We start from the raw sequence: 19,197 nt of genomic DNA, 5'->3' as shown, positions 1-19,197 counted from the left end.
TATTAAAATACCTTGAGTAAAGTGTACTTACACACTTTATTTGACAAACCCGGCGAAAACATCTTAACACAATTAGTAGGATCTTATTTTCTTAGAACAAACAAAACGTATTTAGAGTTTTTTTGCATGGCATGCTTATCTTCCCGTGTATTTGATTTATTGTATAGTGTTCCATGCTCCTCCTGATAATCTACTGGTCTTTATCATTTTTTAACAACTAGAAAAACACTGGTATATATTAAAGGATAGACATAATTATGAAGGCTTCCCCAAAATATATTCAAAAATACCTTCGCTTTTCCTCTCTTTTTTTATTCATTGAGCCAAAGATACCTTAATTATCCTCAGAATCTAAAGCTAACGTTAAAGATAAGTCCTATCACCATACAATACGATAAGTTTGTTTTTCTTCATAAGCCCTCTTCATCAACAAATCGTAGCATTCCTTTTCCAACGGATATAACATCTTCCTGATTAAAAATAATACAGGCTGTTCCTCCAACATACTTCTCGCATTCAAACTCACCAAGAACTGTCACGTACCCCTTTTCAAAAAAATAAATGAGTTCACCGTCATGTTCCTCAACAGCACTTAATTCATTATGTAAATATGCTTTAATCGGCTTATCGTATAATCTCATATAGCTCACATCCTTTACACTTAACTTATGCAACGATCTGGCCTTTAATGGAACAGAGATTCAACTTCTCTGATATCTTCATTTTTAAATTTGACTCCCTCATTTATCAAGTGTCACAAAGGACTGGTCATTAATGTCAAGGCTTATACTCGATTGCGTTTACTTGTAACTGCAGCTACTTATTTCGTTTATGAGTTAAAACCTAGCAGGGTTAAGTTCCAAGTTTAATGAACCCTAGACTAAAATAGCTTTCACACAAATCACAGGTTATACAGAGCATTTTGGGTTAATACTATAATTGTTAAATCAACAACTCAAGGAGGACTAATATGCAACAAGATCAACAGGCCAAAAAGAATTTGAGTTCTAGAACGAAACCAGGATTTGCAGGAACTGATGCTAAAAAAGTGAATCAGGAAATCCAGAAAGATGTAAGTGAAGGCCAAGGTGCAATGACTTCTCGAGAGGCCGGAGCGATGCGGGATTAAGCACTGTAAATCTGAAGTTTTAAATTTGATGATGATGTCGTCAGTATAATGACTAAACGTGGACTGATAAAGCCTTTTCTTGAGAATGGCTTTATCAGTCCCTTATATATTCAACCATTTGTGTTTCTAAAATGTATAAACATGATCTGCTCTTATGGCAGAGGTAACTTCGAGTTTTACCCTCTTTTAATGGTCCGATGTTGAAATACAAAAAAGCCCCTTTGGACAAAGGGGGAAAGCATCGCAACTTTATTTTAACATCTTCGACAGAGGCGATAACCTTTATTATGCTGTTGCACCAGATTCAAAATAAGAAAGCCGTTGTTGTTACAAATCTGTATTTTTCACAAAACAACCAGACCTTAGATCATTCAACTTTTTGTATTTAAATCAAATGCGCCTTGGCGTATTTGCGCCCAGATTTTATCGAGCTCCCTCGATAAATTTCCTCTGGAAGTCTGTGGCATCCGCCGGAGGCTTTAACTTTTATTCAGCCGAGGTTTGAACCCCCACTGAATGGAATACCAATATGCATTCATCTCACCATTTACAGAAGTGGGAGACTTCTGCTGAATGAAGTTAAACAATAAAAAAGTTCGATTCATTTTATAGTTGTAAATTTCAACAATGCTCCCTTTAAATGGAATAACCTTCATTCTAAACCAATAACTCGTTTAGTGATTCTCTAGCTTTTTGTAATTAAAAGCATGTCCTCAATCTATTCTTTTCCCAAACGCTCTGGAGCTACATATAAATTTGCTTCTTTAGTTTATTTCATTTTATGATGAAGTTACTTCTGCGCTATCTGAATAAGGTTGCCGCATGTATCGTCAAAGACAGCCAGTGTGACTTCGCCCATTTCTGTCGGCTCCATAGTAAACTTCACGCCTTGCTTCATTAATCGTTCGTACTCTTTTTGAACATCTGGAACCCCAAACATTGTTGCCGGGATACCATCGGCATAGATTTTCTTTTGATACTCTTTGGCAGCCGGATGCTGATTCGGTTCAAGCAAAAGCTCGGTACCATCTTGATCATTGGGAGAAACAAGCGTTATCCATCTAAATTCTCCGACAGGAACGTCCTCCTTTTTTTCAAAGCCCAGCGTTTCCGTATAAAACTTCAGTGCCTTGTCTTGATCTTGTACGAATAAACTGGTAACAATAATGTCCATATTGTTTTTACCTCCTTTGATATCTGCGATATATGGTGCCCTGCTAACAATTTTTGGCTGCAAGCTTACCCAAACATTAGACAAAATCCCTGTTCCGAAAAGAAAATCCCGTCATGGAAGATGACTCTATCCATCCTTTCAGCAAGGTTTTAGCTCATTGTTGAACATACGTACGCTCTCTCACTAACAGAGTTTAGTTTACAGTCCCAATTCTTGAATTATTTATCGCCCTTTATGCTTTTTTTTAGCTTTTTGTTTTTTGATTTCCCATTGTTTTTGTTTAAAAGCATTATCGCGCTGTTTTTTAAGTTTTTTCCCTTCCATTTTCCGTCTCTTAATATCTTCTTTAATCGCCTCTTGTGCCTGTGTTGAAATGCCCTTCTGCTTCATTTCCTTGGCTACCTGCCGTTGGAGACGTTTAGGATTAATTCTTTTATTTACGTCCCTCTTCTCTTTAATCCCCAACTGCGTACTTTTTGTAATGACAGCATATAAACGATAATTTACAAATTCTAAAACCTCAGTATCACTAGGCTCTGTACCGAATACATAACGGTAAGCTTTCAGTCTTCCGTTTTCTTGAATTTCAATTACTCCAACCCAAAACTGACCATCATAATAAATCGTCAAAGTCATGACGATCCCTCCTCTTAACAGTAAAGTCTTGGAATGATGGACATCCCGAGGAGGGGAAGGCTACTGACATCTTTATAAAAACGATGCATCCGGACTACCAACCGAATCGTGTTTTTTCATTCCATGTTTTTAATATATTAACTATAACTTGCTTGTTAAATGTTTCTCAATTAATCTGCCTTTTAACGGAATAGGAGATTTAAGTTTATCAAATGCGCCTTGGCGTATTTGCGCCCAGTTCGATAAATTTCCTCTGAAAATCTGTGGCATCCGCCGGAGGCTTTGACTTTATTCAGCCGGGGGTTGAACCCCTACTGAATGGAATACCTATATGCATTCATCTCACCACTTACTGAAGTTGGAGACTTCTGCTGAATGAAGTTAAACAACTTTAATTCCGTTCCACCACCTTTCCTGCTTTATCTTCCTAAACCTCTTCTAAGAGTCACGCTCCTTGTACTCCCCTTCTATTTTCAGTTATAAAACATTACATACTGAATGAATACGGAATAGATGTTGAAAGAATTTCTGAACCAAAAACCTTCAACCCCTTGTTGACTCAGCTCAAAATTAAACTCTCCGGCGCAACGTCGCGCAAGAAGGGGCTTGGTTCGCCAATACTGTATAGTTGCAAGTGATGCATGGCCCGGGTGCAAGCAGTATAAAACAATCTACGCAGGCTCTCATCCCCGTACACTTCCGCTGATGCATCATAAATAATAACCGCGTCAAACTCGATACCTTTGGCCAAATACGCCGGTATGACAACAACGCCTTGCTCATATTCAATCGAGCCGCTCTTCACGAGCTTAATTTCTTCGATGCCGCTCAAGGAATCGTATGCAGCGGTGCTTTCAATTGCTGATTTACATATAATCGCTATTGTGCTGTATTCCCGTTTTTGTAAGTCTACAACTTTGGAAGCTATGGAACGATGCAATTCAGATCGAGTGGACAGCTGTGTCAATATAGGCTTCTCGCCATCGCGTTCAAAAGCGGTAATCCTTTCTCCGTCAGGTACAAGTCCGCGTGATAATTCGACAATCGGTTTTGTGGATCTGTAGCTGCGGGTCAAGTTGATCGCAACCGTTTTATCCGGACCGTATAGTCCAGTAAGCGTGTGAAAATCGACCATTTCACTGGCATGGGCGAATATAGCTTGGTTGAAGTCACCGAGAACGGTCATTCTTGCTGAAGGAAACAAACGCTTCAAAAACTCGAATTGAAACGGAGAATAATCTTGCGCTTCGTCAACAAGTACATGTTTGATCGAACTGTTCATCTGAAAACCTTGAATCAGTTCTTTCATAAGTAAAAACGGAGTAGCATCTTCGTAAAATAGTTTACCTTCGTCCAGCATTTTCACAGTCAACAGACAAATATCCGCCCACTCCTCGGGTGCTTCCCGATCCATACACTGTTTGATCTGGAGGGGATCGGTAAAAAACTGCTTGTATATCCCCTTCATGTTGATGAAACGAAACGCCTTAATCTGTTTTCGCAATGGCTTTAACTTCTGGCGAACAATCAAGCGAGCTAACTCTTTAGGCTCAACTTCATAATCATGAATCAACTCTCCTTTAAAGCCGCGTTTTTTCGCTAAGTAGGTATATGCCTTATGGTAATCCTCATTGTTAAGCAGTTCGATTTCCTCCTGTACCCATGGCTTTTTCCGTTCAAGCTTCTCGACTTCATCAATTTGCTTGATTAGCCAATCCTTCAATTTTTCAAGTCTGCTATGAAAGCGAAGCGAGGTCTCGCTGCTATAAAACTTTTCCGCTATTTGTTTCGCAGTAACAATTGTCTTTCCTCTGAAGCTAATCCCTTTGAATACCATTCCGGATAATTCCAACGACTCCCTATATGATTTAATCGCCCCAAAAAAATAAGTGGTAGCCTTGAATCGGATGCCCGCAATCCTTGTTCTGTATGATGGGTTATCCACTGCAGTTAAAACATATTCCAATTGATCGTAAGGATTCTCAACTTGAAACGCACTTTTCAGCCGATGGTCCAAGTATTCCTGGAATGTAACCTGTTGCATATTCTCTTCGCCGAGTTCTGGCAACACATTGGAAACGTAACTATTAAACATCGAATTAGGCGAAAAAAGAATGATTTGATCGGCATTCAGCGTATCTCGATATTTATAGAGTAAATAAGCAATACGCTGCAGGGCAGCCGATGTCTTACCGCTGCCAGCAGCTCCGTGTACAATGAGCATCCGCCCGCGATCGTGCCGAATGATCCGGTTTTGCTCCTGTTGAATGGTGGCTACTATATTGTGCATATGTTTGTCTGTACCTTTACCAAGCACCTGCTGTAAAATCTCGTCACCAATCGTGAGACTGGTATCAAACATAGATTGGATAATGCCGCCGCGGATGAGATATTGCCACTTTTTCTCCAGTGTGCCATGGATAACACCTCCAGGTGTAGCATACTTGGCCGAACCAGGCTGATAATCGTAATAGACACTCGAGACAGGGGCCCTCCAGTCGTAAATAAGGAAATTCTCTCCGCTTGTATCCGTGAGCGTAGAGGTGCCGATATAGATTCGTTCCGGAGTTGAAGTTCCTTCTTCAATGAAATCAATTCGCCCGAAATAGGGCACCTCTTTCATACGCCGTAGCGAAGATAATCTCTTAGATGCATGCCTATGGGTGCTCTGGCTTACGGACAGAGCTTGAGCCTCTTGTCTCAAGCCAATGATCGTTTCAAGATAATCGTCGAAGCTATCAATATTAACCTTTACTTCATCCCAAAAGTGTTTGCGGATATTCACAACTTCCATCCGACGCACGGAAGTTTCGTCCTCCAACCTTTTGATTTGCTCTGTAATTGTCTCCATTACACGGTTCACTCTTTCTTGCTCCTGGCGAAGTTCCATGTCCATATCAAACACTCCTTTTAAAAAATAAAAATAGGGGTTGACTAAAAAGGGGTTTATGATGTATTATTATAATAGGGATATTTTATGATAAAATACATTTTCGGTGTATCTAAATAAATGTATCATAGTTTTTCATTTTTATCAATGTATTTACACGATCATAATGGTTATAAATTCAATGGAAATAACAACGGAATTATATAACATTTAAAAAATCCAATATTAAAAAGCCCAATTTCTTAGTTAATATTAAGAAATTGGGCTTTTTTCGTTGTCCCATTAAAGCGTCCTGAATAAAATCAGTTAATCCAATGAGGTGGTGGTTGTATGTGTGGGGGTAATATAGTTTTATCATTTCCTTTAGCTGAATTAATCTGCATTTGAGTTAAAAACATACTTGTAGAAAGATTTGCCCCACTTAAATTTGCATCACGCAAATCAGCTCCAATAAAATCAACACCTCTTAGATCCGTATTTCGCAAATCAGCAGCAATTAAATAAGCTCCTCGTAAATCAGTCGTTCTTAAATCTTTACCTTTTAAATTTTTTCCAATCCAATCAGCACCCCTACATTGTCTTCCTTTCTTAATTTCAAATACATTTGAACTTAGCTCATTTCGGATGTATTCACTTGTTTCTAGAAGTAGCTCGTTTACGGGTAGTCGACATCTTGTAATATCTAGTGACAAAATACTATCGGCATCCATATCAGTCAAGCCTTGTAAATTCTCTAATTGTCTATTTAACTTATCCTGCAATGAAGGTGAGATATTAAAAGTCAAAGCTTCCGCAATAAATGCAATCATTTCATATATCTGCTCCATGATGGGAAATACACTAAACATTTTTTTAGCGATTTCAGAATGTTCCTGCCAACTTTGACCACTGAAAGTGTCTTGAGAAACTTTTTGGCCGGCACCTAAACAATCAAACACTGTACATCCCTTAAATCCTTTATCTCTTAAATTCTTATGAATTTTACACCGGAAATCTCTTTGTAAGTTAGGACAAGGTGTTCCAGCAGGTTTATTTATTGCAAAGTCACTTGATGCTGCAATATTAAGCGCTGTGCAACAGAGTCCAAAGCATTTAGAACAATCAGCTTTTAAACTTTCTCTAATGTTTTTGGCTGTTTCATTATACATTTTTATACCCTCTTCAAACTTCCCGCTCAGTCTAGGTTTCTTAATTCTAATTGTACACCATTGGTTTTCAATCTGGCCGTAAAATAAAAAATAAACCTTATCCTTATTCTAGGATTGCGCCCGATTACGGAGGATTGAATGCGAAAATTTTTTTTACTAACGCACCCCTATAGCTTAATGGAAACTTTACTCAAATTATAATCGGATTATGGTAATTCAATTATATAAGAAATACATTCTTTAATTTTTGAATTATTACGTGAACTTGTAAATTTATAAACATTACAGAAAGAATAAATCTTCTTATTTTCTAATATTAAGGTACCATTTATAGAACCATCATAGCCGTGGGTAATAATTTTGCTAATGTGAAGTTCTGTTACTTTGCTATTCTGCATTTGTTTTAGTGTTTCAATAAAATTTTCTTTTCCTTGAATAAGTTCTTTCCCGATTATATTCCATTGAAAATCATCCGTAATATTATCAATCATAAAAACTAGATCGTTATTAACAAAAGCAATGTTTAATTCCTTAAGAAGCTGTTTTTTTGGTGCATTTCCGCAATCTTCAGGGCAAATTATTTTTAAGTCATTGGATTCATACTTTGTATTATCCATTTTTAATCCTCCTTTAAACCTTCTATTCTTGCCCAATTAATAAAATAAGCAAAGTCTGTAAGTCATTTTAGAATGTACTGCATGAAAATTACCCGCCTTATTATTAATTTCAATTCTTCACAATCACTTCTAAACTTTAACAAATATATCCTAACTGTTTTAAAGCCGTTGTTCAACAATCGGCCCGTTAATGAAATAACTTAAACTAAAGCCCCTTTAGTTCAATAAGAAATGGCGACACCCCTTATAGTAGTGTCGCCATAGATTTCCTATTGAAAAATATTAATGAGGAAAAAATGATGAAATGAAATTAAAATAACATACTTTTTCAATTAATAGAGGGAATACATAAAATCAATCACGATTTTTTTTCAGCTCATGCACCGAAAGTATTTTTCTTTAATGTTAGTGCTATTTTACCTAATTTAACGACTCCCAAAATTAAAAGGAGCAAAGGTATTAAAAATAAGAGATGCCCTATTCCTGGAGCAAATAATGTTACCGTAGACAAAGGACCAAATAATTTAGGAAATCCAATTAAAATAATCAACGGCAGTAGCCAGTTAAATACTAATATAGACAACCCATTTAGAATCCTACGGAATGTTGTTACTTTACGATTTTTAGGTTTAAAAATTCTGTAAGCTGCCCAAACAATTAAAGCAACTATTGTCAGTACCGCGAAATTGAGGAGATTGAGAGATATTATCACCCTAAGAAGATAGTTGCCTTTGCAGGCATTGATCCGACTGTCTTTGAATCTGGAACATTCAAAAGTACTCAAAAACAAATTACCAAAAGAGGATCAAGTAGACTATGGCAAACTTCTTTTATCGTTTGAACATTTTCAGGAGTGACTTCATTTCCTCTGATTACGTCTGTGGGCCCGATTGTAGAAGATCATTGTATAGCCTTGTTGAACAAATGATTCCGTTAGTTAAAGAAGGGATAAATAATATTTTTACTTTTTTACTAAATGAACGAAAATTCTTTAACTGATTTTGCTTTCCCACTTATCCAACTTTTTACTAATTAACTCGTGTAATTCCTTATCGTTCTCGGATAATTTGTAAAACATAGCTAAGGCTACTAAAATAACATCAATACATTCTTCTTTTACATCTCCAATTCCTAATTGTTTGTACTCACTTCCGCTAGCTTTTATGTAAGATAGTACAGCTTGAGAGGTTTCGCCAACTTCCTCTGATAGCTTTAATGCCATTTGCTCTAACGTTTTTGGTTCTTTTTCACTGAGTAACTTAATTTCTTTTATCAGCTGCTCCAAGATTTCTTCCTCTTTCTCTTTAATTATTTCTGAAGTTATTTTAATTTTATTATTGCCATTTATGTATATAGGTACTTTTGTAATCCTTAAGTTCTTTTACTAACTCTTTCGAATTATTGTTTATGACTATTAAATCTTTATACTCCGATTTTATAAATCGTTGGTCAATCATATGGTCAAAAAGAGATAAAATTGGTGTGTAGTAATTGTTGATATTAAGTAATGCACAAGGTTTATTATGATATCCTAGTTGAGCCCAAGTAAATACTTCAAACCATTCCTCTAAAGTCCCGGAACCACCAGGCAATGCAATAAACCCATCAGCATACTCTGCCATTAATGCCTTTCTTTCATGCATAGTGTTAACAACATGAAGTTCAGATAGTTGTTGATGTGCTATTTCAACATTTTTTAACTTCTCAGGTATAACGCCAATTACCTTACCACCGGCTTCCATTACAGCATCAGCAACTGCCCCCATGCAACCAACTGTTGCTCCTCCATAAACAAGGTTTAATCCATTATCCACCAAAATTTTCCCTAAATTCCTTGCTTCCTTCATATAGGTGGGATCATTTCCCGTACTAGAACCACAGTAAACTGCTATTGTTTTCATATGTATACTCCTCCAAAAAACAAACTAAAGACTACGTTTACAACATTATTTATTCTAACATCAGTTTTCCACAAACTAAAGAAAAAGAGCTACATATGAAGACAAAAAAATACATTTAATTCCAATTTTTATTATGGTAAATTAATAACGTATCATTATATTGTCCAAATATACTTCTTCATCAATTGACAGTTACTTTACAATCTCTACGCGGATTAACATAAATATTTGCCGAGTGTTTATTTTTTGGCCCTTTAACGGAACAACTTTATATCCCTCAATAGTTCTTTAATCCACCTTTTATTAGATTGATTTTGATCATTTTTCTGTTATCGTTGAAATGGAAGAGACCTTGTTCAACTAACAGGTCAGGATAGTTAAACAGGAGCGGTTAGAAAACGTTTAGAAGGTAGAATATGAATAAAAAAATTGACGAATTTATTATTTGGGCTAATGAAAACGGTTGGGATATTACCAAAAAATCTGGGTTTCAATTAAATATAGATAGTAGCATTATATCTAGATATAAAGAAATCCCTAATAATTATTTAGATTTTTTAAGTGTGGTTGAAAAATGTATTACACCAAATGAGAAGACTTGGTTTATTTGTGAGGATGAGTTCAATAATAGCTCAGATGCTGCATTTAAATGGAATGAATATGAATTGCTCAGCTTAGAAGCAGCAATGGATGATTATATTTGGACATCAGAAATAACTACGTGGTGGGATAATTACTTGCCAATAGTTATGTCAGTTGATGGTGGATATTCCTTTTATGCGATTGATTTAACGAATGATAAAGATGCTATTGTACGTGGATATGAGCCTGAATTCGAAGAAGTTGAAAAAGTAGCAAATACTCTTGAAGAATTTCTTGAATTAATTATGTCGAATTCAATAGAGTTCCAGTGATAAATAAAGGTAAATCAATGCCATAAGTTTTCCATTAACCTTAAGATTAAAAGCATAAACTTGGTCAAATAAATTTTTCACGAACTTATCTATAAATTTGATCTTGACTTTTTGCGGAGAGTATAGACTAATAACTCCTCCCGATTTTCAGAATAGCCACCAGAGAAAATAGGACCTTGATTGATTGGATTATCGGTTCTCTATTTTAGTATTCAATTATTTTATTTCTATAAGCCGTACTGCTGTGAATAAGCATCTGCATTGCTGGTCTTGTCAGAAATCAGAAGGTCGGACGTGAAACCCGATATACGCTTAGTCCAGAACCATTGTGAACTAAAAGATTGGCTTACCTTCTTTGAACATTATTGGGACAAAAAGCTGTTAGCTCTTAAAAAATATAGAGAGGAAAATAACGATCAGTAATAAGAAGGACGAAATATCGCGAAAACCCGTCTACACAACGGGCTATATTCCATTTATTAAAAACTAACCAAATCGTTGTTAAATAAACTTTTCAACTGACCTAACCAAAAATCTGGGCAGCAATACCGTAAAGTAAGTTCTTTCTAATTGGTAATTGATTCGAATTTTTGATCATTACAGGAGCTTGACTTACCTTTTTAAATCCACATTGCCCTAAGTAGTTTAAAAAAGAATTTTGTTCATCTGGTACATCAATTCTAATTTTTCCTTGATATCCATTTGCAAGGTGATGAATGATGTAAGATGCTACATCCTCATTAATTGCTACAATAGGACCCAATATCATATTAATTGGCCCTTCAATTCCTAATCCATATCCTAATAAAATTCCACTCTTTCCTCTGACAACTATCCCTTGTTTAGCTTGTTGAATCCTAGATTTAAGGAAGGGTCCTCTATTAGCTCCAACGGCAGATTCATCTAATTCCTGAACTTTCTCAAAGTGGATATCAGTTAACGGAAGAACGCAAAAATCTGAACCTTCATATACAGGAGAATGAGGCTTATAGTTATCACTTAAACATTTATGCACCCAAGTGACTGTTTGAAATCCTAATCTTTCATAAAGAGGCTTTCCCTCTTTAGTTGCAATAAGCATAATTGTTACTTCATTAGAAACTGAATTAATACAAGCTTGAGTAAGCTCCTTGCCTAATCCATACCCCCTGTATTTTTCGTTAACAATTACCATCCCAATAGAAGCCAATTTATTATCATAGGGAATAATAGCCGCACTAGAAATAATGTCCCCTTGCTCTGTTCGATGGCCATATATAGTTCCGACTGACATAATTGTGTTGATTTCCGGCGTATCATAGTCCCAACCAATCGACGCTGAAAGATCAATAAGCTCTGGAATATCTTGCATACTTAATTTATCTAATAGAAACCCTGGTTGCCCTTGCATAACAACACCCTCATTTTTATGATCTTTTCATTTCTCACATAATTAACCTTTGAAAAGGTAGATCAAATCAATCAAATGCGCTTTGGCGTATTTGCGCCCAAGATTTTATCGAGCTCCGCTCGATAAATTTCCGCTGAAAATCTGTGGCATTGCCGGAGGCTTTAACTTTATTCAGCTGGGGTTTGAACCCCACTGAATGGAATACCAATAGGTATTCATCTCACCACCTACAGAAATGGGAGACTTCTGCTGAATGAAGTTAAATATCTGATTCTAAAAAAGTAAATATTGATACACCCATTAGTGAGGTAAAATTGTAAAAGAAACTATAAATTTCATTGAAAAATACAACTTTATATTAACCTTCGTATACTCTTTGTGCCCAAGATTTAGTTTGAAACTGCCCTTTACTCCAGCTACCATTATCAAATTGTTCGTATAGAACAAAAGAAAGTCTTTTTCATTTTCATTAAAATAAAAGGATTTATGAAATCAACCAATGTTTTACAAATTTGTTTTGATAACTCAAACTAAGTTACACTACCCCAATCAATACCAGCCTCAACCCAGTACTAAGGTTTAATTTCAAATTTTTCAATTACACGTTGATTATTCAATTTTTCCGAAAGTTTCACGGTTCTAGTAATATATCAAAGTTTCTATTGTTGACAAACGATTAATAAAAACCTGTTGTTAAAACAATGGGAGACTTGGTTGTAGAGGTAGACAGTGCAACTTTTTTGCAATTGGTATACCTTTATTTCAAACAGTACATCTTTTTTTATAAACGGTACAACTATATTTCAATTCTATTACAGGTGTGTAGAGATAATAAAGTCATTATAAAACCAATACCCTTCCAACGATGAAATAATTGAAAGGGTATTTAAGTTATTTAATTGTATTCACGATCATTGTTATAAAGCTGAATAATAAAGTTATTTAATTCAAGGGCCTTTACGTCTAGCCCCAATTATAAAGTAAATTTCCCACCATGATAACAATAGTACGTTTCAGCCTGAAGTTTTTTTATCTTTCTTAAAGACTGTTGTGCCTTCTCAACATTTAAACAAAAGTGTGGATTTGCAATAACCAATTCATGATTCTCATGAACAGCAGCATCACCTGTAATTACACTTTTTAAACATGGAAAATATAATGAAATATGCCCTGAAGTATGCCCTGGTGTTGCTACTACTCTGCATTTGTTGTCTAAAATCATATCACCATCATGTACCTTTTCATCAATTGAAACATGCTTCAAATTCTTTAATTGCTGTATAAACCATTTACCAAATTCGATTTCTTCATTTGGCATATTTTCTAGCATTTCTTCGGCTTGAACCAATCTCTCTGACTTCATTTCACCGCTAATGTATTTTGATTCAATTTCACTAGCTATAATGTTAATCCAAGGATACTTTTCTTTGTAATCATATAAGGAACCTATATGATCATCATCATAGTGGGTAATGATGATATTCTTTAAATTCTTCATTTCATATCCATTTTTTAAAATTTCATTCTCAATTAAAGTTAAAAAATTTGTATATCCTGTATCGACCAAGGTTAGTTCATTATTCAATATAATTAAGCTAGGATAAATGTAATTTTTTTGTCCATTAAATTCAAATTCAACTGGTAGTTCTAATATCTTCATTTTTCTTCCTCCAAATTCTTTTCTTTTTCATTCTAAAAAACTTTTTTTGGAATCTTCATTTGTTAAAAGATGTATTCATATGTGCTGCTGATGATTTCCGTACATATGAACCAAATTCTTTTTACCTGTTGTTCTATCGCAAATGCTTTTATTGAGTTTACATTATGCCATTTTCTATATTGAAAATACCATCTGCCCAATCACAGTAAAAACTCTCTTCGTGAGAAACGAGTAACACACTTCCTTTAAACTGGATTAAAGCCTTTCGTAAAGCTTCTTTCGCTTCCGCATCCAGATGATTCGTAGGCTCATCTAAAATGAGAAAATTAAATGGAGAAAGTAACAATCCACATAATTTCACTTTTGATTGTTCTCCACCACTTAATGTGCTAATTGCTTGTGAAAGATTCTTATCTTTAACGCCGCATCGTGCTAGATGCTGCCGTATCTCCTTCACATTCAGTTTAGGAAACTGTTCTGAGATAATTTTGAGCGGTGTCATTGCTCCGTTGCCCCAGTTTAAATCTTGCTCATAATATCCCATTTTTATCTGGTCTGAAAATCGAAAATAACCTGAGATGGCAGGAATACGCCCAACTAAAGTTTTTAATAAAGTTGATTTTCCTATCCCGTTAAACCCTGTAATAATCAGTTTTTGTCCACCCATAACTGAAAAATTTAATTTTGGTAAAAGTGCTGAAACATAGCCAACTTCAAGGTCCTTGACTGTGAGTACTGTATGTGTCGTAATTGGTGCTTCATCAAACTGAATGGACGGCTTATGAGTAAACGTAGGTGCGGCGATTCTCTCCATCCTTTCCAGTTGTTTTCTACGTCCTTTTGCTATTTTGGAGTTATTCCCTGCAATATTTTTTCTGATATACTCTTCGGTTTTTTCGATCTTTTTTTGCTGAGCGTTATATCGACGGATATAATCCTGTCGTAAATGCTCTTTTTGACGAAGAAAGTCTGAATATTTACCGTAGTACTTTTTGATGGTTCCAAACTCTATGTCACATATACAAGAAGATACCTTTTCTAAAAAATCAAAGTCATGGGAAACAATAATAAAAGTACCATCAAACGCTTCTAAATAATTCGCAAGCCATTCCACATGTTCTTTATCAAGGAAGTTTGTTGGCTCATCTAGCAACAGTACATTAGGTTTTTCCAGTAAAAGCTTTGCTAAAATGACCTTGGCACGTTGTCCGCCACTTAGCTCTTGAATCTTACGATCTATTCCAATTGCATCGATACCTAAGCCGGCTGCAATTTTATTAATGTTGTTATCTACAGAATAGAAATCGTTAGCTTCCAGTTGTTCTTGATATGTTGCAGCTTGTAATAATTGTTCCGTATTACCAGTAATAGCACTATCTTGATATAATCTGTTCATTTTGTTCTCCATTTCAAACAAATCCTCAAAGGCAGTCTTGAGATATTCCCAAATTGTATTGTTTCCATCAATTTCAGCATATTGATCTAAATGCCCAATTTGAATACTGGGTTGCCATTTGATTTCTCCTTCATCTGGAATAATCTTTCCCATCAATATTTTTATTAAGGTACTTTTTCCAACACCGTTTTGCCCAACTATCCCCATATGTTCGCTCTTATGCAAATCGAAATAAGCATTTTCATATAAGGTTTTATCTATAAAAGAATGTGATAAGTTTTCAACTGTAAGTAAGCTCATAATGATTCCTCTCTTTTCTTATAAAAATAAAAAAGCAGAGGACCATGTCTTATGACATTAGTCCCCTGCTTTGTGGTGTATCGTACTTTTAGTACGTTATATACAACGCCAATTTGTTGTAAAACTCATTTGAGTTGCAACAAACACAAAGGACCATAGACAAAGCATTGTCTATGGTCCCTTAATCTATTCTTTCATCAGCAAATAGCCATAACTAAATAAGCATAGTAAAAACTAAACTTTTGTTCAGGCTATTCAGCCGATGAATTTAAGAAGCATTATGCTTCTAGATTAAGCTCCGTACAACGCTTCATCGTATACATTTGTGCGGAGCAAAGTTCTCTAATGAGTTTTACAAATTTTATATAAAGCATTTTAAAGCACCTTCCTTATTATAAATTTTAAATCAAATTTTAATAAGTGACAAGTTAAAATCCCTGTGACTATCAATGCCTGCATTTAATTGGTTTGCTTTCTTATCCATCTCTTCATAATCTCCAGCTGTAACTTTCTCTCCCCCCACCCAAAATTCGCAAAAACCCTCGCCTCTCTTAGCTTCAATCCCTCTTTTTAGCCTCTAGGCAATGGAACTAAGTTCTACCGTAATGGAGAGAAGATAGCAGAAAGAAGAATGGAACGCAGCTTTTCTTTAGTGTTTATACAAAAAAAAGAAATTAACGGAATAAAGAGTGGAAATCCTACGGAGTTATGGCATGGTGAAAACAAATTGAAACTCGTACGAATCAGCAGTGACAAGGGATTGAGACAATATTAGACCAAAAGAAAAAGACTGGAAGCGTATTGGATCCAGTCCGAATTTGTATTGATTTTGGATGTTAGAATATCTCTCTTTCTACTCTCCACTTTTTCCCTTTCAGGTACCAACTTAGTTACAGTAGGGGGAAAACAAAGTTACATGGGTACCGACTAAGTTACAGGGGGATAAAATTTGTTTCTTTGAAATAAAATAGTTTTATTATTTCTACCTATGTTGTTTTAACATCGCGCCCGTTTTGTTGAATGCGGAATATTGAAAATCATGAAAAGGCTACAAAAATGGTTTCTCAGTTATTTTGTAAAGCCACCATTGGTAAGGTGAAAAATGTTGTAAAGCTACGGATAATACTATATGTTTTTAGAATTTATTTTTCATTATTAGATAATAATATATCATGTTAAGGGGCTGATATGATATATGAAATTTAACAAGAAAAAAATCAACGTTGTAAATATGAAACAAACAAAGAAAAGCGTGTTTGCTACAGCAGTAGGAAACGCTATGGAATGGTTTGATTTTGGATTATATTCATATTTAGCTGTTATTATTAGTCAAAACTTTTTTAGTGCTGTTAAGAATGATGAGATAAAATTAGTTTTCACATTTGCCACATTTGCGATTGCCTTTTTAATGCGCCCATTAGGCGGTATTATATTTGGTAAAATCGGAGATAAATTAGGTAGAAAAGTCGTTTTAACAATTACGATTATGTTAATGGCTTTTTCCACACTACTAATCGGTTTATTACCCACTTACAATCAAATAGGTATATGGGCACCTATACTCTTATTAATAGCAAGAATTATTCAGGGTTTTTCGACTGGTGGCGAATACGCTGGTGCAATGGTCTACATTGCAGAATCTTCTCCAGACAATAAACGTAATATGCTTGGGAGTGGTTTAGAAATTGGTACCCTCGCTGGTTATATATTAGCTTCACTACTCGCCAGCATACTCTTTATCACTTTGTCTGATCAGCAGATGGCCTCGTGGGGTTGGAGAATACCTTTTCTACTAGGTTTACCATTAGGGCTTATTGGGTTTTACTTAAGAGGCAGCTTAGAAGAAACACCGATTTTTGAAAATGAGCTTTCTGATGACGAAGTCCAAGAGGAAGGCTTCCTAACTATTTTAAGAAATCACAAAAGGGATGTTCTTGTATGCTTTGTAGCTGTCGCATTTTTTAATATTACAAACTATATGTTATTATCATACATGCCTTCTTATTTAGATCAGATTATTGGATTATCGAGTACGTTAGGAACCGTATTAATTACTATCGTAATGGTTATTATGGTGCCTCTTGCTTTCATGTTTGGAAAGCTCGGTGATAAAATTGGAAACAAGGCTGTTTTCTTAATTGGTTTAGGGGGATTAACCCTATTATCTGTCCTTGCTTTTTATTTAATAAACTTGAATACGATAGTATTTATTTCCTTAGGAATTTTAATTCTGGGTGTTCTTCTTTCAACTTATGAAGGCACAATGCCCGGATCGTTACCAACTATGTTCTACACAGATATTCGATATAGAACATTAGCTGTTACCTTCAATGTCTCTGTTTCATTATTTGGTGGGACTACCCCATTAATTTCAACATGGCTAGTCCACCAAACTGGGAATAACTTAGCACCTGGCTTCTATCTAACAATCGTTAGTATTATCGGATTTCTAGTGATATCATTCTTTTTCAGCAACACCTCGGGAAAATCTCTAAAAGGTTCTTACCCAACAGTTGCTTCAAAGTCTGAGTATAAAGAAGCTGTTGAAAATCCAAAGGATTCATTATGGTGGAAAACAGAAAAAAGAGAAAAATAAATTGAATTAAAAAGCACCTTTTCAATATTGAACTATTACTCGGGATATGGACACTCAAAAAGAGTGTCTGTATTTCGAGTTTTTGTTTTACTTAATTAATTTTTAAAAATATGTAGCGACAAATAAAAGGGTAAACTGGAATGATTATTCATACTCCTGTAACTAATTTATTATATAATCCTTGAAATAAAAGTTTGATCAAAAATAGTGATGTTTCAGGACTAAGGCTCATTAAAAGAATACATTTTGAATGAACCGGATCTCCTCCCCCAAAACGATAAAAATCTATTGTACAACTATCATCTTTAGTAGCTAGATATCGTCTCATTTAGCATACAAACTTATAGAAAGACTTAAAATGATTTAAGGCAGACCCAGCTATAGTTAATTACTCTATTTAAGCATAAAATGGAGAAGCATCCAAACTGGTTCATTTGGATGCCTTTTTCTGCAATCTAAGACGGACACTATAAGATGTTCATTGAAAGTAATTATTTTTCAGCTGCTGTATTCCCCATACGGTTTTCAATGAAGAGCCCTTGCCAAAATTGTACGGCATTTTCTTTCCTACTATACTTACCGGAGTTGGGTATCCCCCTTTATACATTTTTATTGCGATGGATCCAAATCCGACTCCTTGTATATATAATGAAAAAATTTTCCTCACTGTTTATATGATTGCATCATTTCTTGGTTATAATTTTGCATCCTTAATAAAGTAGCCATAAGGAAGATTAGAGCCTTTATACTCTTCCTTTAGTGAAGCTGTTTTTATACGGGTAGAGATTCTCTGACTCTTTTCCTCGTAAAACCAAGCATACAGACCGAATTTATCATCAGTATTATCCTTTATTGTATCAATAGCACCAGCGAAAAACGTTCGCTTCAATTTATTGCTGAATTTGCATTCTATATGTGGCCAGAACTAAAAACCGCTCATCCTCCAAAAGAAGTAAGCGGGTTTTAAGCGTACTACTATCTCAATCCGATGTCGTCAGGGACGCCTGGACTTCTGGACTAATTTTTGGGTAAGGATAGTTAATTTTTTCATCAAATTCCACCCAGTCGAGATTTGCCATCATTAGCAGGTAGCGTTTGCCGCTGGACGGGTCGCTGATGATGATGTGGTCACGACCAGCCGTTTCTATGCGCCCGTGGTAAACCATTGCATTCCATCTTTTGTTACCTTGATAAGTAAAGTAGAATGTACCTACCTTACCTTTGTTAAACCGTATGATATTTTCGATAAATGATTCTTCCGTCGCGCCTGCCAGAAGTTGCTGCGCAGTCCCCATCGGGACCACTGGGGCGGCATACGCGGGGCCAGAAGGCATGGCCATCGGAGAGCCAGTAGGTTGTGTGCGACTGGTCCGCATCATGGAAGCTGGATAAAAACCAGGATAATAATTTATTGGATTATAACCAGAGTCTCCACAAGTCATGGGA

General features: G+C 35.5%; 19 protein-coding genes and 2 pseudogenes. 5 read left to right on the top strand and 16 right to left on the bottom strand.

Annotated features, from left to right (window positions below):
* Nucleotides 1–410: 410 nt before the first annotated feature.
* Nucleotides 411–641, bottom strand: a complete 231-nt coding sequence (locus D5F11_RS13325) for a hypothetical protein (RefSeq protein WP_120116197.1) — start codon at nucleotides 639–641, stop codon at nucleotides 411–413.
* 329 nt (nucleotides 642–970) lie between these two features.
* Between D5F11_RS13325 and D5F11_RS26490 the strand changes: the two genes are divergently transcribed.
* Entirely contained in the window at nucleotides 971–1,129 is a 159-nt protein-coding gene (locus D5F11_RS26490) for a hypothetical protein (protein WP_185830689.1), read from the top strand.
* A gap of 479 nt (nucleotides 1,130–1,608) precedes the next feature.
* On the opposite strand, the gene D5F11_RS26485 is transcribed toward D5F11_RS26490, so the two are convergent.
* From D5F11_RS26485 to D5F11_RS13295, 8 genes are all read right to left on the bottom strand, one after another.
* Nucleotides 1,609–1,785 carry a hypothetical protein gene (locus D5F11_RS26485; protein WP_185830688.1) on the bottom strand — a complete coding sequence of 59 codons (177 nt, stop codon included), beginning with the start codon at nucleotides 1,783–1,785 and terminating at the stop codon, nucleotides 1,609–1,611.
* A 134-nt stretch (nucleotides 1,786–1,919) separates the two neighbouring features.
* A complete protein-coding gene (locus tag D5F11_RS13320; RefSeq protein WP_120116198.1) occupies nucleotides 1,920–2,303 on the bottom strand; it encodes a VOC family protein in 384 nt (127 codons plus the stop codon).
* A gap of 222 nt (nucleotides 2,304–2,525) precedes the next feature.
* Complete coding sequence (locus tag D5F11_RS13315; protein ID WP_120116199.1) at nucleotides 2,526–2,939, bottom strand: YjdF family protein; 414 nt, start codon at nucleotides 2,937–2,939, stop codon at nucleotides 2,526–2,528.
* Between the two features lie 141 nt (nucleotides 2,940–3,080).
* Nucleotides 3,081–3,209 (bottom strand): hypothetical protein, encoded by a 129-nt coding sequence (locus D5F11_RS27785; protein WP_280519742.1) that lies wholly within the window; start codon nucleotides 3,207–3,209, stop codon nucleotides 3,081–3,083.
* A 289-nt stretch (nucleotides 3,210–3,498) separates the two neighbouring features.
* Nucleotides 3,499–5,835, bottom strand: a complete 2,337-nt coding sequence (gene helD / locus D5F11_RS13310) for an RNA polymerase recycling motor HelD (protein WP_120116200.1) — start codon at nucleotides 5,833–5,835, stop codon at nucleotides 3,499–3,501.
* 296 nt (nucleotides 5,836–6,131) lie between these two features.
* The gene (locus D5F11_RS13305; protein ID WP_120116201.1) at nucleotides 6,132–6,977 is read right to left on the bottom strand and encodes a pentapeptide repeat-containing protein; all 846 of its coding nucleotides are present in this window, start codon (nucleotides 6,975–6,977) and stop codon (nucleotides 6,132–6,134) included.
* A gap of 206 nt (nucleotides 6,978–7,183) precedes the next feature.
* Nucleotides 7,184–7,594, bottom strand: a complete 411-nt coding sequence (locus D5F11_RS13300; RefSeq protein ID WP_120116202.1) for a nuclear transport factor 2 family protein — start codon at nucleotides 7,592–7,594, stop codon at nucleotides 7,184–7,186.
* 376 nt (nucleotides 7,595–7,970) lie between these two features.
* The gene (locus tag D5F11_RS13295; RefSeq protein WP_245998205.1) at nucleotides 7,971–8,177 is read right to left on the bottom strand and encodes a hypothetical protein; all 207 of its coding nucleotides are present in this window, start codon (nucleotides 8,175–8,177) and stop codon (nucleotides 7,971–7,973) included.
* A gap of 99 nt (nucleotides 8,178–8,276) precedes the next feature.
* Between D5F11_RS13295 and D5F11_RS13290 the strand changes: the two are divergent.
* A pseudogene (locus D5F11_RS13290) lies at nucleotides 8,277–8,411 on the top strand (transposase); the annotation flags it as partial.
* 174 nt (nucleotides 8,412–8,585) lie between these two features.
* Here D5F11_RS13290 and D5F11_RS13285 read toward each other — a convergent pair.
* Nucleotides 8,586–8,879 carry a MazG-like family protein gene (locus D5F11_RS13285; RefSeq protein WP_120116203.1) on the bottom strand — a complete coding sequence of 98 codons (294 nt, stop codon included), beginning with the start codon at nucleotides 8,877–8,879 and terminating at the stop codon, nucleotides 8,586–8,588.
* A gap of 49 nt (nucleotides 8,880–8,928) precedes the next feature.
* A complete protein-coding gene (locus tag D5F11_RS13280; protein ID WP_120116204.1) occupies nucleotides 8,929–9,495 on the bottom strand; it encodes an LOG family protein in 567 nt (188 codons plus the stop codon).
* 416 nt (nucleotides 9,496–9,911) lie between these two features.
* On the opposite strand from D5F11_RS13280, the gene D5F11_RS13275 reads away from it, so the two are divergent.
* Entirely contained in the window at nucleotides 9,912–10,409 is a 498-nt protein-coding gene (locus tag D5F11_RS13275) for an SMI1/KNR4 family protein (RefSeq protein ID WP_120116205.1), read from the top strand.
* Nucleotides 10,410–10,635: 226 nt separating this feature from the next.
* Nucleotides 10,636–10,832 (top strand): annotated as a pseudogene (locus D5F11_RS27445) (ArsR/SmtB family transcription factor); the annotation flags it as partial.
* 100 nt (nucleotides 10,833–10,932) lie between these two features.
* Here D5F11_RS27445 and D5F11_RS13260 read toward each other — a convergent pair.
* The 4 genes from D5F11_RS13260 to D5F11_RS13250 form a co-directional block, all read right to left on the bottom strand.
* Nucleotides 10,933–11,799 (bottom strand): GNAT family N-acetyltransferase, encoded by an 867-nt coding sequence (locus D5F11_RS13260; protein WP_120116206.1) that lies wholly within the window; start codon nucleotides 11,797–11,799, stop codon nucleotides 10,933–10,935.
* A 67-nt stretch (nucleotides 11,800–11,866) separates the two neighbouring features.
* Nucleotides 11,867–12,007 carry a hypothetical protein gene (locus tag D5F11_RS26480; RefSeq protein ID WP_185830687.1) on the bottom strand — a complete coding sequence of 47 codons (141 nt, stop codon included), beginning with the start codon at nucleotides 12,005–12,007 and terminating at the stop codon, nucleotides 11,867–11,869.
* A 765-nt stretch (nucleotides 12,008–12,772) separates the two neighbouring features.
* Complete coding sequence (locus D5F11_RS13255) at nucleotides 12,773–13,459, bottom strand: MBL fold metallo-hydrolase (RefSeq protein ID WP_120116207.1); 687 nt, start codon at nucleotides 13,457–13,459, stop codon at nucleotides 12,773–12,775.
* Between the two features lie 157 nt (nucleotides 13,460–13,616).
* Nucleotides 13,617–15,155 carry an ABC-F family ATP-binding cassette domain-containing protein gene (locus D5F11_RS13250; RefSeq protein ID WP_120116208.1) on the bottom strand — a complete coding sequence of 513 codons (1,539 nt, stop codon included), beginning with the start codon at nucleotides 15,153–15,155 and terminating at the stop codon, nucleotides 13,617–13,619.
* 1,195 nt (nucleotides 15,156–16,350) lie between these two features.
* Here D5F11_RS13250 and D5F11_RS13245 point away from each other — a divergent pair.
* Nucleotides 16,351–17,751 carry an MFS transporter gene (locus tag D5F11_RS13245; protein WP_120116209.1) on the top strand — a complete coding sequence of 467 codons (1,401 nt, stop codon included), beginning with the start codon at nucleotides 16,351–16,353 and terminating at the stop codon, nucleotides 17,749–17,751.
* A 980-nt stretch (nucleotides 17,752–18,731) separates the two neighbouring features.
* On the opposite strand, the gene gerQ is transcribed toward D5F11_RS13245, so the two are convergent.
* Complete coding sequence (gene gerQ / locus D5F11_RS13240; protein ID WP_120116210.1) at nucleotides 18,732–19,193, bottom strand: spore coat protein GerQ; 462 nt, start codon at nucleotides 19,191–19,193, stop codon at nucleotides 18,732–18,734.
* Nucleotides 19,194–19,197 lie beyond the last annotated feature (4 nt).

Source organism: Siminovitchia terrae, assembly GCF_003605405.2.
Taxonomy (GTDB): Bacteria; Bacillota; Bacilli; order Bacillales; family Bacillaceae_C; genus Siminovitchia; species Siminovitchia terrae.
This window is presented reverse-complemented; position numbering and strand designations above follow the sequence as displayed.

Coding starts and splice junctions, on each gene's coding strand:
- D5F11_RS13325 (WP_120116197.1), bottom strand. CDS start 641: ATGAGATTATACGATAAGCCGATTAAAGCATATTTACATAATGAATTA.
- D5F11_RS26490 (WP_185830689.1), top strand. CDS start 971: ATGCAACAAGATCAACAGGCCAAAAAGAATTTGAGTTCTAGAACGAAA.
- D5F11_RS26485 (WP_185830688.1), bottom strand. CDS start 1,785: ATGAAGGTTATTCCATTTAAAGGGAGCATTGTTGAAATTTACAACTAT.
- D5F11_RS13320 (WP_120116198.1), bottom strand. CDS start 2,303: ATGGACATTATTGTTACCAGTTTATTCGTACAAGATCAAGACAAGGCA.
- D5F11_RS13315 (WP_120116199.1), bottom strand. CDS start 2,939: ATGACTTTGACGATTTATTATGATGGTCAGTTTTGGGTTGGAGTAATT.
- D5F11_RS27785 (WP_280519742.1), bottom strand. CDS start 3,209: ATGCCACAGATTTTCAGAGGAAATTTATCGAACTGGGCGCAAATACGC.
- helD (WP_120116200.1), bottom strand. CDS start 5,835: ATGGACATGGAACTTCGCCAGGAGCAAGAAAGAGTGAACCGTGTAATG.
- D5F11_RS13305 (WP_120116201.1), bottom strand. CDS start 6,977: ATGTATAATGAAACAGCCAAAAACATTAGAGAAAGTTTAAAAGCTGAT.
- D5F11_RS13300 (WP_120116202.1), bottom strand. CDS start 7,594: ATGGATAATACAAAGTATGAATCCAATGACTTAAAAATAATTTGCCCT.
- D5F11_RS13280 (WP_120116204.1), bottom strand. CDS start 9,495: ATGAAAACAATAGCAGTTTACTGTGGTTCTAGTACGGGAAATGATCCC.
- D5F11_RS13275 (WP_120116205.1), top strand. CDS start 9,912: ATGAATAAAAAAATTGACGAATTTATTATTTGGGCTAATGAAAACGGT.
- D5F11_RS13260 (WP_120116206.1), bottom strand. CDS start 11,799: ATGCAAGGGCAACCAGGGTTTCTATTAGATAAATTAAGTATGCAAGAT.
- D5F11_RS13255 (WP_120116207.1), bottom strand. CDS start 13,459: ATGAAGATATTAGAACTACCAGTTGAATTTGAATTTAATGGACAAAAA.
- D5F11_RS13250 (WP_120116208.1), bottom strand. CDS start 15,155: ATGAGCTTACTTACAGTTGAAAACTTATCACATTCTTTTATAGATAAA.
- D5F11_RS13245 (WP_120116209.1), top strand. CDS start 16,351: ATGAAATTTAACAAGAAAAAAATCAACGTTGTAAATATGAAACAAACA.
- gerQ (WP_120116210.1), bottom strand. CDS start 19,193: ATGACTTGTGGAGACTCTGGTTATAATCCAATAAATTATTATCCTGGT.